The 16,153-nt window shown below is 52.8% G+C and carries 15 protein-coding genes; 7 read left to right on the forward strand and 8 right to left on the reverse strand.

Annotated features, from left to right (window positions below; all coding sequences use genetic code 11):
* Positions 1-627: IS3 family transposase (locus tag CJP46_RS30725; RefSeq protein ID WP_094599447.1), on the forward strand; the 627-nt coding region annotated here is incomplete at its 5' end.
* 72 nt (positions 628-699) lie between these two features.
* Here CJP46_RS30725 and CJP46_RS30730 read toward each other — a convergent pair.
* Positions 700-3,243, reverse strand: a complete 2,544-nt coding sequence (locus tag CJP46_RS30730; protein ID WP_094599448.1) for a beta-mannosidase — start codon at positions 3,241-3,243, stop codon at positions 700-702.
* 593 nt (positions 3,244-3,836) lie between these two features.
* Here CJP46_RS30730 and CJP46_RS37280 point away from each other — a divergent pair.
* Positions 3,837-3,968, forward strand: a complete 132-nt coding sequence (locus CJP46_RS37280; RefSeq protein ID WP_256992609.1) for a hypothetical protein — start codon at positions 3,837-3,839, stop codon at positions 3,966-3,968.
* A gap of 65 nt (positions 3,969-4,033) precedes the next feature.
* Here CJP46_RS37280 and CJP46_RS30735 read toward each other — a convergent pair whose 3' ends face one another.
* Complete coding sequence (locus CJP46_RS30735) at positions 4,034-5,947, reverse strand: sensor histidine kinase (RefSeq protein WP_094599449.1); 1,914 nt, start codon at positions 5,945-5,947, stop codon at positions 4,034-4,036.
* Positions 5,948-6,193: 246 nt separating this feature from the next.
* Here CJP46_RS30735 and CJP46_RS30740 point away from each other — a divergent pair, with 246 nt between their 5' ends.
* Positions 6,194-7,123: a hypothetical protein gene (locus CJP46_RS30740; RefSeq protein ID WP_094599450.1), complete on the forward strand. Its 930-nt coding sequence runs from the start codon at positions 6,194-6,196 to the stop codon at positions 7,121-7,123.
* Between the two features lie 74 nt (positions 7,124-7,197).
* Positions 7,198-7,437: an NHLP leader peptide family RiPP precursor gene (locus CJP46_RS30745; RefSeq protein WP_076173667.1), complete on the forward strand. Its 240-nt coding sequence runs from the start codon at positions 7,198-7,200 to the stop codon at positions 7,435-7,437.
* A gap of 84 nt (positions 7,438-7,521) precedes the next feature.
* Here the strand turns inward: CJP46_RS30745 and CJP46_RS30750 are convergent, their stop codons facing one another.
* Positions 7,522-9,423, reverse strand: coding sequence for a sensor histidine kinase (locus CJP46_RS30750; RefSeq protein WP_094599451.1), 1,902 nt, complete (start codon positions 9,421-9,423; stop codon positions 7,522-7,524).
* A gap of 359 nt (positions 9,424-9,782) precedes the next feature.
* Between CJP46_RS30750 and CJP46_RS36730 the strand changes: the two genes are divergently transcribed.
* Together CJP46_RS36730 and CJP46_RS30755 are read left to right on the forward strand one after the other, a co-directional pair.
* Positions 9,783-9,947 carry a hypothetical protein gene (locus tag CJP46_RS36730; protein ID WP_179281398.1) on the forward strand — a complete coding sequence of 55 codons (165 nt, stop codon included), beginning with the start codon at positions 9,783-9,785 and terminating at the stop codon, positions 9,945-9,947.
* Between the two features lie 73 nt (positions 9,948-10,020).
* Positions 10,021-10,449, forward strand: a complete 429-nt coding sequence (locus CJP46_RS30755; RefSeq protein ID WP_094599452.1) for a hypothetical protein — start codon at positions 10,021-10,023, stop codon at positions 10,447-10,449.
* Between the two features lie 89 nt (positions 10,450-10,538).
* Here the strand turns inward: CJP46_RS30755 and CJP46_RS30760 are convergent, their stop codons facing one another.
* Complete coding sequence (locus CJP46_RS30760; RefSeq protein WP_094599453.1) at positions 10,539-11,564, reverse strand: YeiH family protein; 1,026 nt, start codon at positions 11,562-11,564, stop codon at positions 10,539-10,541.
* A 218-nt stretch (positions 11,565-11,782) separates the two neighbouring features.
* Between CJP46_RS30760 and CJP46_RS30765 the strand changes: the two genes are divergently transcribed.
* Entirely contained in the window at positions 11,783-12,685 is a 903-nt protein-coding gene (locus tag CJP46_RS30765; RefSeq protein ID WP_094599454.1) for a LysR family transcriptional regulator, read from the forward strand.
* On the opposite strand, the gene CJP46_RS30770 is transcribed toward CJP46_RS30765, so the two are convergent.
* From CJP46_RS30770 to CJP46_RS30785, 4 genes are all read right to left on the reverse strand, one after another.
* A complete protein-coding gene (locus CJP46_RS30770) occupies positions 12,670-13,485 on the reverse strand; it encodes a formate/nitrite transporter family protein (RefSeq protein WP_094599455.1) in 816 nt (271 codons plus the stop codon). The genes CJP46_RS30765 and CJP46_RS30770 overlap by 16 nt on opposite strands.
* Before the next feature lie 323 nt (positions 13,486-13,808).
* Positions 13,809-14,822: a GTP 3',8-cyclase MoaA gene (gene moaA, locus CJP46_RS30775; RefSeq protein ID WP_094599456.1), complete on the reverse strand. Its 1,014-nt coding sequence runs from the start codon at positions 14,820-14,822 to the stop codon at positions 13,809-13,811.
* A gap of 66 nt (positions 14,823-14,888) precedes the next feature.
* Entirely contained in the window at positions 14,889-15,695 is an 807-nt protein-coding gene (gene fdhD / locus CJP46_RS30780) for a formate dehydrogenase accessory sulfurtransferase FdhD (RefSeq protein WP_094599457.1), read from the reverse strand.
* Positions 15,696-15,702: 7 nt separating this feature from the next.
* Entirely contained in the window at positions 15,703-16,050 is a 348-nt protein-coding gene (locus tag CJP46_RS30785; protein WP_094599458.1) for a Na-translocating system protein MpsC family protein, read from the reverse strand.
* Positions 16,051-16,153: the final 103 nt, after the last annotated feature.

The raw sequence follows: 16,153 nt of genomic DNA on the forward strand, positions 1-16,153 counted from the left end.
AGAATTCACGTTAATCACAAGCGCGTGTATCGACTGATGAAGGAGCTCGGCATACGTTCGGTGATTCGCAAGAGGAAACCGTATTTTGGCAAGAAGGAAGCTTACGTCATCTCAGAAAATATACTAAATCGCGAGTTTCATGCGGCACGGCCGTTAGAGAAATGGGTAACAGATATTACGTATCTCCCCTTTGGTCAAAGCTTTCTATATCTTTCAACCATTTATGATCTATATAACAACGAGGTGATCGCCTACAAGATCAGTCCCCGTAATGACATTCGCCTGGTACTTGATACCGTAAAGAAAGCCATTCGAAAGCGAAAAACAGGCGGAATACTTTTGCATAGTGATCGCGGTTTCCAGTACACATCCAAACCGTATCACCGGCTTCTAAAGCGCCATGGTATTAAGGTGAGTATGTCGCGCAAGGGTAATTGTCATGATAATGCATGTATGGAAAGCTTTTTCAGCCATTTCAAGAGCGAATCCTTGCGACTACACCACTACACTGACCAAAAGCAACTCGTAGATGAAGTTCATCGTTATATTCGATTTTATAACCATTACCGATTCCAGAAAAAATTAAACAACCTTAGCCCGGTTGAGTACCGAACTAAGGTTGCCTAGGTCCTTTTTATAACTGTCTACTTGACGGGGGTAACTCCAAACACCCGGGTGGCTCCTTTTTATGCAAATCTCCTATTTGGAGATGAAGTCCGCCATCGATCTCACTTCGATCCGGCCCGGCTTGGCCGGGATGAACGGCTCTTCCCCTTCCGAGCGGGCGTAAAACTGTACGCGCTGCTCTCTGCCGGGGATCAAATCAAAGAAGTTGTCGCTGAAGCTGCCCTCCGCCTCACTGGAAATCCATACCTGTTTGGCCAGCGTGTCCGTTGTGAGGATCAGCGTATGACCCTGGCTGCCTTCTTCCTCCCGTACTGTAATATTCGCCTTGGTGAGCGCAAACTCCTTAGCCGGTACGAAATAATGCTCCTTGCAGTCCACTTCCTGACCGGACACCTCCAGTTGGACGAGCAAAAACGTTTCCTGAGGGCGGCGTCCGCCAAGCAGCTGCTCCGCGGAGCGGGTATGCACCTTTTCCGACGTGTTAGCGCCGATACTGAAGCTCTCCGTCGCTTCTTGTACGACGTCCCCCTTCAGGTCCATGACCTGCAGCCGAAGATTTCCGGACAGCGGCTGGAGCACATCGGAAAGTACGTAGATATCCAGCTCATCGCCGCGCGTACCGTCGATGGATACGGCAACGTCGCGGAAGCTGCGTTTGGCGTAGTACTGAAGCGCCTTCCAGCGGCCGAAATAATCCATTCCCGCCCAGGAAGCCACCGGCCAGCAATCATTCATCTGCCAATACAGCGTCCCCATACAATAAGGCTTCTTGCGGCGATGCGCCTCAATCGCCATCTTCATCGCCTCTGCCTGCAGCACCTGGCTCATGTACAGGAAGGACGGAAAATCCTTTGGCTCGTTCATGTACATATCCATGTACTGCTTGATCAGGCGGTTGCCCTGCCCGTTCTTCTGGTGAGCGAGCATCACTTCGGATTCCAAGGCCAAATCATGCTCTTCGGCATAACGGCGAACCGATTTGTACTCCGGAAACGACTGAAAGCCGTATTCGCTCATGAAACGTCCGATATACACGTTATAATTCTCAAACGGCTCCACATTGTGCCACACGCCCCAGTAATGGATGTCCCCGCCGGTGGAGCTGTTCGTCGCGTGCTGATGAATGTCCCCGGTCAGCTCGATCATCGGCGAAGACGGCCAGTAATCGGCCTGCGGCGCGTAATGGGAAATCGCTTCCGGCAAAATCCGGTGGAAGATCGCCTCATAATCTTGCCACAGACGTTCGCGGAGCTCCGGAGAGTACTGCTGCTTCCAGCCCCAGCCGCTATTTTCGGAATAGTGGGACCAGGCGGTGTCGATTTCGTTGTTTCCGCACCACATTACAATCGAAGGATGATTTCTCAGACGTTTGACGTTCTCCTCCGCCTCCAGCCGCACATTTTCCAAAAATGCCTCGTCACCCGGGTACATGCTGCAGGCAAACATGAAATCCTGCCAGACCATCAGGCCGTATTCGTCACACAGTTCGTAGAACGCGTCCTGCTCGTAAATCCCTCCGCCCCAGACGCGAAGCATATTCATGTTGGAGGCTGCGGCGCTGGCAATCTCGTGACGGTAGCGCTCGTAGGTCACTTCAGTAATGAAGCTGTCATTCGGGATATGGTTGGCCCCCTTAGCGAACAACGGTACTCCGTTCAGCTCGAAATAAAAAGTGGAGCCGGCCCCGTCCTTCTCGCGGACCAATCTGACGGAGCGAAGACCCGTTTTGACGCTTTTCTTCGCAGTCACGCCGCCGTCAACAAGCAACTCCGCACAGAATTCATACAAATGCGCCTCACCGAGTCCCCGGCACCACCACAGCTTCGGATTGCCGATCACGAGCGGGATTTCGACCGTTTGGGTTCCCCGTGACAGCCGAACTTTCCGGTCCCAGCTCTGACCGTCCGCGCTCAGACGAATCAGTGCATCCCCCTCCTGATCGGATTCCAGCTCTATTACGGCCGTTATCTTGGCGGACGCGACGGTAACCTCCGTCTGATCGATGTGCACATCCTGAATCCGGCTGTGATCCCATCCTTCGATATAGACATCCCGCCAAATGCCGCTCGTCACGAAACGCGGACCCCAATCCCATCCGTAATGATACGGCGCCTTGCGGGCAAATACGCTGATTTTCCGGTCTCCGAGACCTCCGACATCCGACTGGTCATTCGTTGCCGGCAAATCATAGCCGAGGCGCTCCAGCTTGGGAAGATCCTCCTGAACCGGCGAGCGGAAACGCACATGGATCGTGTTGTCCTTCGGCTGCAGCACATCCTTGATATCGGCCTTCCATGTGCGGAACATATTATCCGCCTGAAGAACCGGTTTGCCGTTCACAACGACGTCCGCATAGGTGTCAAGCCCTTTAAATACGAGCTCCAGATGCGGAAGGGACTGCAGCTCCTCCGGCAAGTCGAACCGGCTTTCATATTCCCAGTCCTGCTTGTCAATCCACTGTACTTTCTTCTCATTCGTTCCGTAGAACGGATCCGGAATTTTGCCGTTTGCCAGCAGATCGGTATGTACGCAGCCCGGTACCTTCGCCTCCATCCATTCTTGATCCTTGCAAGCCTTGAAGTTCCAGCTGCTGATGTTCCATTGTGTTTTGCCCATGATATCCTCCTGCCATTGCTCGTTTTCGCCAATAAATGTTAGCATAATTTATTATAACAAAACTAACAAACTAGTAAATGCTCAATTTCCCCAACTAGGCGGAAGTGTCTGTCATATCCGGGATGATCCAAAAAGGTACGATACGACGGGAGTATCCCGGGATTGCATTTTTTTGCTCAAGGCAATAACATCTTGGCCGCTTCATCATACACTGCAGTAAGACCAGTGGCTTCAACGAATGGCGAAATGCGCTGCTAAGACCCGCATCGTGCGATTTCTATCCAATTCATATCGTCTCCTGTTTAAATCTATTTCTGATGAATTCTGACCATACATCTGTTCGTTTCCTATGTCTATTTTCTCTTTGCTTCGGAACGACTCGAGCTGCAGTGACATAACTTACTGTGAGTTCACTAAAGCACCCTAACATCGTTATAAAAAAGGATTCTCATGCAAAGGAGTGTCTGACCGTGAAACCAGTGAAATCGGCAAAGCCCGGGAAACGGGTTAAATCAAGATCAAAACCGGCGAAGCCCGTCCGAATCAGCGGAGTGGTCCCCTCCGCAACCCCGGGAATGGGAGGAGGCGGGAACATGGGATCGATGAGCACTGGAAAGCAGCTTGCTTTTATTTCCGCTTTCCTGTTCCTTGTTGCCGCAGCGATCAGCTTATATCTGGCCTGGAGGGACATCCAAGGAGGGACTGCCCCTGAAGTGCTCTTTTGAACGCAAAAAAATGACGCCGATGCAGGCGCCATTTTTTTTGTTCTACATGTATATGAATCCCGCGATTATTCCAATCCTTCTCCGTCGGGTACAGAAGCCGGGAACCGGACGGTCATCATCGTACCTGCACCCTTTTCGCTCTCGATATCGATCTTCCCCTGCATCACCTCAATGATGCGGAACGTAACCATCAGGCCGAGCCCGGTTCCTTTCGATTTGTTGGAGTAATATGGCTCGCCGAGCCTCGCCACCTCTGACGGCTCCATGCCTTCCCCATTGTCGGCGACGCGAATGACGACCTGGTCATTCTCCCGGTAGGCACGGATTTCAATGTGGCCTTCCTCCCGCAGCGCTTCAATGCTGTTCTTGATCATATTGATAAAAGCCTGCTTGAACTTGGACGAGTTCCCCTGGACGTACAGGCCTTTGGGAATATCCGTAGTTATCCGCCCTCCTTGAAGGTTGGCCAGCGGGATCAAAATGCCCTCGATATGTCGGAATTCATTCCTGACATCAAGCAGGGCGACCTTCTCCGCCTCCGGCTTGGCAAACGTCAGGAAATCCGTAATAATGCCCGATGCCCGGTCCAGTTCCTCAAGCGCTAACCTAAGATACTCCTTCTCCCGGTCCCTCGATTTCTCCTGCAGCAGCTGCAGAAAGCCTCGGGTGACCTGCAGCGGGTTTCTCACCTCATGCGCGACCGACGCGGCCAGCTCGCTGATGATTTCCATTTTCTCCGACCGCTGCAGCTCGCTGTTAAACATTTCAAGCTCCCGGGAATACACCACAATTTGCTGGTGATTATGGGCGAACTTTCGGCCAAGAATCATGATAAGGCTAATGACGAAGCCAAGAACTCCCCATTTCCACCAGAACAGCACATAGTCCCCCTGGCGTACATAGAACCAGACGAGTTCACCCAGCGCCGTAACCGCAAACAAGGCAAATCCCGTAGCAAACACGGCCGCGTTCCTGTTACCTTTCATCGCATAGGATATGGCACTGGCCGCCAGGATCATCAGCAGAGCGATCATGAGGCAACCAAGCACCGTGACGGAAAAGAAATAATAGATATCAGAGAAACGGCTGCCGCTGAGCAGGTTGACGACCATGAGCCCCAGGCAAAAGAGCGAGTACCCGGCCTGGATTTTCCGGCAAATCCGGATGATTCGCATGTATCCAGGTCCGATCGTTTTCTCGAAGTAATAGGTAATGGCCGGCAGGAGCGATAGTAATGCAAGGTCAAAAATGACCTGAAACAATGCTCCATAGCTGCTGAACAGGCTGTACACAAAAGGAGAATAAGTCAGGATCATCAGGCCGATCGACAAAATGACTATCGTTAGAGACAGCCAGCTGCTTCGCTCACTCCGGTTCAGGAATAAAGCCGAGATCAGCATTATTAGCGCGATGAATATAAACGAACTTCCCAAAACGATGTCACCCAGATTGGCCCTGATCAGCTTCGTGAGCAGCATCTGATAATCACCCGCCCAGACGGAACCTTCCAGTCCGATCCGGCCGGTCCCTCCCTGAATTTGCATGAGCAGCGTTTTGCCGGCATCCTCGCGGCTCAGCGGGAGAAGGATATGATTGACATCATACCGGTAATCCCGGCCTGTTTCGTATCGTTTCTCTTGTCCCACATAGATGGCGATCTTGATCCCATAGACCGGCTTCAGCAAAATCGCGGGCGTATTCCAGACGAGCGCCGGCAGCTTCGTTTCGAACCATCCCGTCTCTGCTTCTCCGGTGTTTGGCGGCAGCGGTTGCTTCAACCGGTACGGCTCCCACCCGGAAGCCGGCCCGATGCCGTCCGTGCCGCGGCTTCCTATGCCCCCATCCTCCCAAGTGAACCGCCAGTCTGTCAGCGGCTTCAGGGCCGGTTCGGAACTTCCGTAACAGGAGGCGGCAAACACAAGCTGGATGGCCATAAATATCATCGCCGCGATAATGCCGTATTTTCTAGAAGCTTTCATATGTGCACCTCTACCGAATGTTAATGTACCGGAACCAGCAGCGTCTATCCTATGATTCGGTTCTTTCAATTTCGGATTTCATAGATTGGAAATATATGCTAAACTATAAAATAACCTCATCTAAACTTCATATAACAACATACACACTGCCTTCCTTTCATAACCAGTCAACGATTCGATATGGATGTCTTTTATATCGGATGCCGCCGCTTGGAACATCAATCTTATCTAAAAAAAGGTGATTTTATGGAATGGCTAGAGCGTTATGAAGCCGATTTGTCGTATGTATTTCGCGAAACCGAGAACATGATTGCCTCGTTCCCCTCTCCGTTGAACACGAAAGGCCTCTCCTATTTAAGCCATTTTAACGTGCTCCAAGAAAACAGCGCCAAAAACTATATCTGCTACCTGCTGCCCTTCTGGCTGATGGAAACGGCCAGACTTTCGGGCGAAGACGCCCGGAAGCTGTCGATCGGCAACGTCTGCGCCATGCTATATTTTTTCATTCAGGATGATTGCATAGACTCCTCCTCACCCCAGGACAAGGAGCAGCTGCCGCTGGGAAACTTGCTCTATCTGCAGTTTCTCGACATCTACCGCGGCTATTTCCCCTCGGACTCTCCGTTCTGGTCCTATTTCAGACAGTACTTGCATGAATGGGCGGAAAGCGTTTCCAATGAGCAAACGGCCGACTATTTCCGAGTTAATCCGCTATTCATTGCGCGCAAGGCGGCGCCGCTGAAGCTGTCGAGCACCGGGGCGCTGCTGCTGTCGGGCAGGGATGAGCGGATTCCGGCGGTGACGGATTTGGTCGAACACGTGCTGGCTACGCTGCAGATGGCGGACGATTGGGCGGACTGGCGGGAGGATCTCGAAGAAGGGAGCTATAACAGCCTGCTCTCGCTGATCCGATCGCAGTTCGCCACCGCCGAAACGCTCTCACCGGAACGCGTCGAGCACTATATTGCCGTTCGCGGCATCCTGCGTTCATACACTGCCGTGGCGGAAGCCAACCATGAGCACATCAAGCAGATTCCTTTGAACATTCCTCATCTGATTTCTTTTCACGAGCATATCCTGCTGTCGATTCAGGAAGACGCAAATCGGATCGAAGAAGAGAGAAACGCCTTGCAAAAAGGCGGATTAAGTTTATGGTTGTTAAATCATATCAAATAATGATAGATTTATAATTTATTCCATGGTATACTTATAAAGGTAATATTAACCATTTTGTTGAAAGGGTGATTCTAATGACAGCAGAAGCTATCCTTCACAACCAAGTTATTCAAAAAGCATGGGAAGACCCAAGTTTCAAGGAAAGACTCCTGGCCGACCCCAAGGCCGCCATCAAAGAAGTGCTCGGTATTATTTTACCTGAACACATCAAAGTAAAGACAGTGGAGGAATCATCCAACGAGTTTTATCTCGTGCTTCCCCCAAGTCCGACAGAAACGGTCAGAGCGGCCGCGGCACCGAAATACTCCTGGTAGTTGAGGCTGCATCTCATCTTGGATATACATAAATCATGAAAGGGTTGGGAACGGCGGGTTTTGTCCCCTTATCCGTCAAGCGGCTTATACAGCCGCTGATGGAAAGGAGACGACCGCTTCGGTTCCCACCCCTTTTTCGCTTTTAAATTCAAGATTTCCCCCCATGGCTTCCACGATCCGGAACGTAACCATTAGACCGAGCCCGGTCCCTTTCGTTTTGTTGGAGAAATACGGCTCGCCCAGCCGGGCAAGCTCCTCCGTGCTCATCCCTTCCCCATTATCCTGAATATGGATCACGATCCGACCGTCCATTTCGTAAGCCCATACGTTAATCTGGCCGCCTCCGCTAAGCGCCTCGATGCTGTTCTTCACCATATTGATCAAGGCCTGTTTAAATTTCGAAGAGTTTCCTTTCACCTGCAAGTGTTCCGGAATACGCATGTCGATCTGGACGCCCTGAAGGTTCGCAAGCGGAACGATGATACCTTCCACATGCCCCAGCTCTTCCTTGACGTTCAGTATGGAAATCCGTTCAAACTGCGGTTTGGCAAAGGTCAGGAAATCGGTGATGATGCCTGCGGCCCGGTCCAGCTCCTCCAGGGCCATCGTCATATAGATTTTATCCTGGTTTCTGTATTTCTTGGTCAGCACCTGCAGGAAGCCGCGCGTTACCTGAAGCGGATTCCGGACCTCATGGGCGACGGATGCCGCCAATTCGCTGATGATGGCCATTTTCTCGGAGCGCTGCAGCTCGTTGTTGAACATTTCCAGCTCTCTTGAATATTTTACGATCTGTTCGTGGTTGATGGTATAATTCCGGCCTAGGATCAGCATCAAGGAGATGATGAATACCGCAGCCCCCCATTTCCATAGAAACAGGTCATAATTGCCGTCCTTGAAAAAGAACCAGACCATCTCTCCGATAACCGTTAGCCCGAACACCGCAAAACCGACGGTAAAAATTTCGGCGCTCCGGTTTCCTTTCACGGCATGGATAATCGAATTGCTGACGAGCAATATGGCTTGTACGATCATGACGACACCCAGAACGCGCACCGACAGGAAATAATGGATTCCGAAAAATTTGTCGTCCATAACGATGTTCGCCAGCATGAAGAGCAGGCAGAATGCCGAGTAAACGATTTGAAAATACAGCAGCTTCTTGATGATCGACCGGTACCCGCTGCCAAAGATCCGTTCGATAAAATAGGTTAGTGACGGAAGCAGCACAAACAGCGAGACATCCCACAAACGGGTGTAGAGCTTACCGTAATGCTTGTAAAAAGTATAAAGAAACGGGGAATACGTGATGACCAGAATTCCGGCGGATGCGATCACCAGACTCAGCGAAATCCAGGAAGCGTTCTGTTCCTTTTTCAAAAAAACCGAGCAAATGAGCATGACAAGCGCAATAAAAACAAACGCGCAGCCCAGTATGATATCGATCAAGTCTCTCTTGACGTAGTTGTCCAGCAATTCCGGATAGTTGCCCAGTTCAATCCCATGGCGCAGTCCGATGCGGTCCTTGGCGGATTGAACGCCTATGTACAGTATTTTATCGGAATCATTTCTCTGAAGGGGAGTTAACACTTTGTTGTTATCGTATATATAGTCGCGGTTTGATTCGTAGATGGGGGTACTGCCGATAAAAATCGCAATGTTCTGTCCGTATATCTTAGGGATAAGCATGGAGGGAATGTCCCATTTCAAGGCAGGGAGCTTGGTTCGGATCCATAATGTCGATGATGTCCCCGGCCTTTGTGGCAAACCCATGCCGGCTTGGTTCGGGCTCCAGCCTTCGCTTGTCGTTATGGATCCGGGCCCTGCCGCAAGATCCGGGCTGTCCGCCCATTTGACCTCCCACTCTGTAATCCAACGCTCACCCGCCTGCTTCGCCGAAGCGAATACCGGTGCCATCACGAACAGCAGGGTCAGGAAAGCGATCAGAGCCAGCTTCACGATTACGGATTTGGGGAAACCCTTCATTAAAACACCTCAAAAGTTAATATTTGTAAAATATTTAACTCCTATGTAGATTCGCTGTCATCATCCTTCACTCCTTCCTGTTCTTGCGGGCATCATCAAAAAATATATCATTTGCATAAATATGCAATATATCTAGAATATACCGTCATATATCTCATATTTATGCATTTGAAAACATAAGAATCCCCGGGACCTCTTCGATCACAGCGTACCCGCTTTCGGGAACGCACAAGTGGGTACTTCGTTTATCATACCACTTTTTCCTAAGTATGGTAACGATGTTTCACCATGAACCGGTCTGTTTATTAATGTACCAAACGATAGAGAATTTCCGATCAACGCTGAAAGGAGGGTTATCAATGAGTGAATCCCGCCGGAACAACGTGGAGGTTGAGCGTAAGGAAGTTCAGCAGAAGTCCGATTCCAGTCTTGTAGCATCCACTTTTATCAAATATGCGGCGTATATCATTATTTTTTTCGGTTTCCTCTACTTCTTGATCCGATACGTATTTCCGAAGTTTTAATTCAGGGGCGGATATACGGACTCATTTCGGGCAACGGTAAAGGAAAGAATTTATGCCAAAGGAGATGGATGACATGGCTGATGAGCATGATAAGGATATTAGAAGCGAAGCCGATTTGACCTATGACCGGTACGACCAGCAGCGCGAGCTTCCGCCCGAGTATGAGCTGCCCCGGGATGACTTCAAGGATACGGGGACGTACACCAAGCAAAGCATCAGCCGTGAGCCGGAAGCGGAGGACGTGAACTTCTATGTCCGGTCCGATATGAGTCCTGAGCTTGGGGGCAGAGACTCGGCTCCCGCCTCGACCGAGACGTCCGGCGTTAATGCCGATGCTTCCCCGGCCGTTAACGAACGGACAGAGGACGAAGAGCTGCCGGACGTTCCGGACGCGGACGACATTTCGGCGAATAGCCCGGTCGACCCTTCCGCGATGTTGGAGGATATGCACGGTACGGACCTGATCAACGGTTATGACGGCGATGATTCCGAGGAACTGTAGCGGTACGTTCGTTTATGGTTATAAAAAACAAAGACTCCGCCATTCCCGGCCGGAGTCCTTCTTTTATGTTCGCCAGTTCGTTTCGGCTCTTATGCTAACCCCAGCACCCTGACAAGGGCATACCCGACACCGGCAAGCAGGCAGGATCCGATCAGCGCTGCGGCGAACGGCCGCCCCCCTTTGCGCCCGAAAACGGCAAAGTCGACGTTGAGGCCAAGTCCGGCCATCGCCATGGCCATCAGCATATAGGCTGCTGTGACGATCTGCGCTGCAGCGGACTCGGGCAGGATGCCCAGCGTATGGATGCCGCTCATGCCCAGGAAGCCAAGCACGAACCAGGGGATGGGGATGCGGCTTTTTTCTCCCGCTGCGCCCTTGCGGCTGCTCCACACGCCGACGAGCACGGCGACGGGCACGAGCAGCGCCACCCGGGTCAACTTGACGATGACGGCCATGTCTTCGGCCTCCTTGCCCCCGGGCGCCGCCGCCGCGATAGCATGGGCGACCTCATGGAGCGTGCCGCCCGCAAACACGCCGTATCCGGCCGGCGAAAGGCCGAGCAGCGGATACAGGCCGACGTACAGCAGCGTAAACAAGGTGCCGAGCAGGGCAACCACAGCGGCGCTCACCGCCGTCTCCTGCTCGTTCGCCCGGACCTGCGGGGCAATGGCGGCAACGGCTGCCGCCCCGCAAATGGCCGAACCGCAGGCGGACAGAAGCGACATGACCGGATCGACCTTCATCAGTCTGGCGATGCCGTATACCGCGAGCAGCGTAACGCTGATATTGATCACAGCCAGCAGCAGAACCCTCGGCCCGGCGTGAACGATGTCCGCCAGGTTTAGCCGCATGCCGAGCAAAATAATGCCCAACCGCAGCAGCTTTTTATTGGAAAAGGCGATGCCGGGCATCGCGTACTCCGGCACGCCGACGGATGCACGGTAAGCCATGCCCAGCAGGATGGCCAGCACCAGCTGTCCCATGATGCCGAGAAAAGGCAGCAGCGCCAGCCCCTTGGCCAGCAGCGATAAAACAAATGTCAGGCAGAGCCCCAGCATGTAAGCGTTCAGATTGCGCTTTCTGCGAGGCAGGGCCGATCCCTGAGATGCAATCATGATTTATTCCTCCCGTCAGTAGCCTGATCATCCTTGCGGCTTTCGATACGCTCACTATAGAATGTCCGGCTCCGGAAGGGAAATACCGATTTGCTATCCCAATCATCAGGATAACTTATGATTGATTGCGGCCCTCCCTCACGTTACACTGAATGTAATCTTCAGCGCCGCCTTAGCTTCACCTGCCGCAGAAGAAATGATGAACAGGAGTCCACGCCATGATCACAGACACATTGAAGGTGTTCGTCACTGTAGCCGAAGAGCGTAATTTCTCCCGCGCCGCCAAGCTGCTTCATCTGTCCCAGCCGGGGGTAAGCCTGCATATCCGGAATTTGGAGGATGAGCTGGGCGCGAAGCTGATGCTCCGATCCCCGAAGCAGGTGAGACTAACCGAGGCCGGCGAAATCTTGTTCCGGAAGGCGAAGCAGATGCTTGCACTGTACGAGGAGGCCCAGCAGGAGATCCATCTGCTCAGAGATGTCGTGACCGGCTCTTTGATCATTGGCGCGAGCTTTACGATCGGCGAATACATCCTTCCGGCCGTTCTCGCCGAATATGCACAGCAATACCCCGAAGTCGACGTGCAGGTTCACATCAGCAACACCGACAACATCGTGCACGATATCCGCGATGGGCGGTTTCATATCGGACTGGTTGAAGGCAGCACGACCGCCAAAGACGTGCAGCTGACCACGTTCATGGAGGATGAAATGGTGCTGGTGATGTCGCCCGATCACCCCCTTGCCGTCTTCAAATCGATAGATCCCGGCATGCTGCAGGACCAGGTATGGGTCATGCGGGAGAGCGGTTCAGGCACGCGGGCATACAGCGACCGGCTGATTGAGGATGGAGGGCTTGCAGTCAAACGGAGCTTCGTCTTCAGCAGCAGCCAGGGCGTCAAGGAAGCCGCCGCCGCGGGGCTTGGCATCGCTGTCCTGTCCCGCTGGGTCGTTCGCAAGGAGCTGGCCAGCGGCGAGCTGAGCGAGGTCAAGCTGAAAGGAATGAAGCTCAGCCGGGACCTGCTGCAGGTTCACAGCAAAGATCAACCGGCTGGCATGGCACTGCTCAAATTCGTGCATATTTTGGAGCAGCACGCAAAGCGGCATTATGCCGATTTATGATTCACTTTATCCGCAAGAGGCAGCGTGGAGCCGGCGGGCTGACGGTAAGCGGCGAAATACGCAAGCGCCACGAAGACCGCTCCGCCGATGAGGTTGCCCAGAAACACAGCCGTAAAGTTCGGGAAGTATTGGCTCCAGCCCATCTGTCCCGCGAAGATCGCGGCCGGAATGACGAACATGTTGGCGACCACGTGCTGAAAGCCGATGGCAACAAACGCCATGACCGGAAACCAGATCCCGATGATTTTTCCGGTAACATCCTTCGCGCCGTAACCCAGCCAGACTGCCAGACAGACGAGCCAATTGCAGCCGATGGCCGAGACAAAGGCCTGCAGGAACGAATCGTGCACCTTCGCTTCGGCTACCGCAACCGTTTTGGCCAGAAACGCCCCTTCCGTCAGCCCGGCGACATGTCCGAAGAAATAGGCGACGAACACCGCCCCGATAAAATTGGCGACCGTGACGAGAATCCAGTTCTTGAGGACGGAGCCAAAGCCTATTTTCCCAGAAAACCACGCCATTGGAAGCGTCATCATGTTCCCCGTAAGCAGTTCCCCGCCGGCCAGAACGGTCAGGATCAGCCCTACCGGGAAGACGGCTGCACCAAGAAATCCGGCAACCGAGCCCCATTCCTTCGGAGCCGTTCCGATGACACGGATATCCAACAGAAATCCCAGCGCGATGAACGCACCCGCCAGGAAGCCTAGAATAAGAATCGCGGGCAGCGTGAGCTTAGCTTTCTTCTCCCCCGTTTCAATAGCAATATCACGAATTTGCTGCGGTGAATAAAAAGACGACATCGTACCATTCCTTCCGTTTTACTTTCGTAACATTCATCGATAGAAACCTGTGATTCGCAAAAAAATCCATTTTCCTTTTTTTTTCAAAAACAAAAAAACCGCTATGAATCAAGCCCTGGCTCTGCAGCCAAAGAATGATTAACAGCGGTTAATTCCCCTACCCGATTCCTATAGGGAGATCAAACTCACATGACACGTAACCAATAGGGCAGGTGCATTCCCTACACCACCCCATTTGTCTATGACATTTCATACATATGATAAACATCGGTTCATAAATTTGTCAACAATTAAAAACAAGCCGCCCAGCCCGGAACAAGGCATCATCCTCCGATCCGGGACATTTCCACCTTGGCTTCCCGGCCCGTGCCTGTACTGGCTTTACCGCGGTCCAGCGAATACCGGTCATGCCGCCCTTCCCAGATGGCTATGACTTGCTCCGCAATTTCGTCGTCGGTTGCGCCTGAGCGCAGCCATTCCCGCAGGTCGTGCCCCTTCGTCGCGAACAGGCAGGTGTAGAACATGCCGTCCGCCGACAATCGGCCCCGCGTACAGGTAGAGCAGAAGGCGTCGCTGACGGACGAAATGACGCCGATTTCGCCTTGGCCGTCGAGAAACCGGAAGCGGGAGGCCACCTCTCCCGCATAATTGGGATCGGCAGGTGCCAGCGGGAATTCGGCGTGAATCCGCTCCAGCATTTCCCGCTTGCTTACGACCTGATCCCAGTTCCATCCGTTCGTATTGCCGACGTCCATATATTCGATCATGCGCAGAATATGGCCCCTCTCGCGAAAATAACGGACCATGGGCAGCAGGGCATGCTCGTTGACGCCCTTCTGCACCACCATGTTGACCTTCACGGCCAAACCCGCTTCGGCGGCGGCGTCAATGCCCTCCAGCACCTGCGATACCCTGGCCTTGCCGCCGTTCATCGCCAGGAAGGTCTCGTCATCGAGCGCATCCAGGCTGACGGCAACGCGCATCAAGCCCGCCTCGCGCAGCGTCCGGGCGTGCCGGGCCAGCAGGCTGCCGTTCGTCGTCAACGCCACATCCTCCACGCCGGGAATCCGGGACAACTCCCGGATGATATCGGGAAGCTCCTTGCGCAGCAGCGGTTCGCCGCCGGTGATGCGGATTTTCCGGGCTCCGAGGCGGGTGAAAATACGCGTAATCCGTACCGTTTCCTCTACGCTTAGGATGTGTTCCCTTGACAAAAAGGCGTAATCCTTGCCGAAAATTTCCTCGGGCATGCAATACCGGCAGCGGAAATTGCAGCGGTCCGTCACGGAAAGCCTCAAATCTCTGAGTATACGGTTGTATTGGTCATGGGTTTCCATGATGATCCCTCCTTTTTGAGGCTGCCAGTTCCCTTTATGCTTGAGCCCTAAGCTCAATTGCTGCGATTAAGACTGCGCCCTGCACTCCGTAATACGGTGCGGGTGGGTATACACATTGCAGGATTGGCCGCGGATAAAACCGACGGCCGTAATGCCCAAATTGTCCGCCAGCTCCAGCGCAAGCGCGGTAGGCGCCGATTTGGACAAGATGACGGCACAGCCGATTTTCGCCACCTTCAGCAATATTTCCGAGGAAATTCTTCCGCTGAACACGATGATTTTATCGTCCACCGCGATGTCGTTCTTCAGGCAGTGACCATAAATCTTATCCAGCGCATTATGCCGGCCGATATCCATTCTCGACAGGAGGATTCCGCTTCGGTCGCACAAAGCGGCGTTGTGCACGCCACCCGTGCGGTTAAACGTCTCAGCCCCTTCCTGCAGCTCGCGCACGAGCCGGAAGCAATCGTCAAAGGACAGCTCCACCGGAGCCTGGTCCAGCACCTTGGCTGTTTTCGCGTCATTAAAAAACACGAAGCCCTGCCGGCTGGCGCCGCAGCAGGACGTGACATACCTTTTGCTGTAGAGCTGGCGGTGAAGGGGGCTCCATTTGCTGACCGTCGCATGGACGAACCCTTCCTCCTCCTGCACCCATAAGTCCTTGATTTCCCCGAGGCTTGAAATGACGCCTTCCGAGGCGAGATAGCCGATGGCCATCTCCTCAATATATTCGGGCGTACAGACGAGGGTTGCGAATTCCTCGCCGTTGATTTTGATCGTTACGGGATGCTCGTTCACGACCAATTCGGCCCGCTTCGCAATCTTTCCCTGCTCGTACCGGATCATGCCCGGTCTGCTCGTCACAGCGTCCATCATCGCTTCATCCCTGTTCTATATTTTTCTCGAACATAAAGACCGAAACGGCCATATCTTCTTCCACCTTGATATCCGTAAACAGATGGACCAGCTTCGACCCGCACAGCTCCTCCAGCCCTTCCGGGACATGGGATTTATACAGTTCCTTAATCATATGCGTTCTTGCGCTGTGCACCATCTTCTTGCCGTCTTCGGAATTTGCGATAAACTTTTCGGTAGGTGTGAAATTGCCGTGCATCCGGGTGATGGCCATGTTCTCGACAAACGTGGTATGAATGCGTTCCGGGCCTTTTCCGAACGTATCTTTCCTCACTTTGCGAATGATATCGTTAAACGCAACTTCCTTCTTCATCCCATTCTCACCTCATCACAAGTTTAACACTATACTAAATCTTAGTTAGATTGTACAGGATAATTCAACCTTGTTTTTTTGCCTGGTCGTAGTATAATCATGG

This window comes from Paenibacillus sp. XY044, from assembly GCF_002257645.1.
Classification (GTDB): Bacteria; Bacillota; Bacilli; order Paenibacillales; family Paenibacillaceae; genus Paenibacillus_AQ.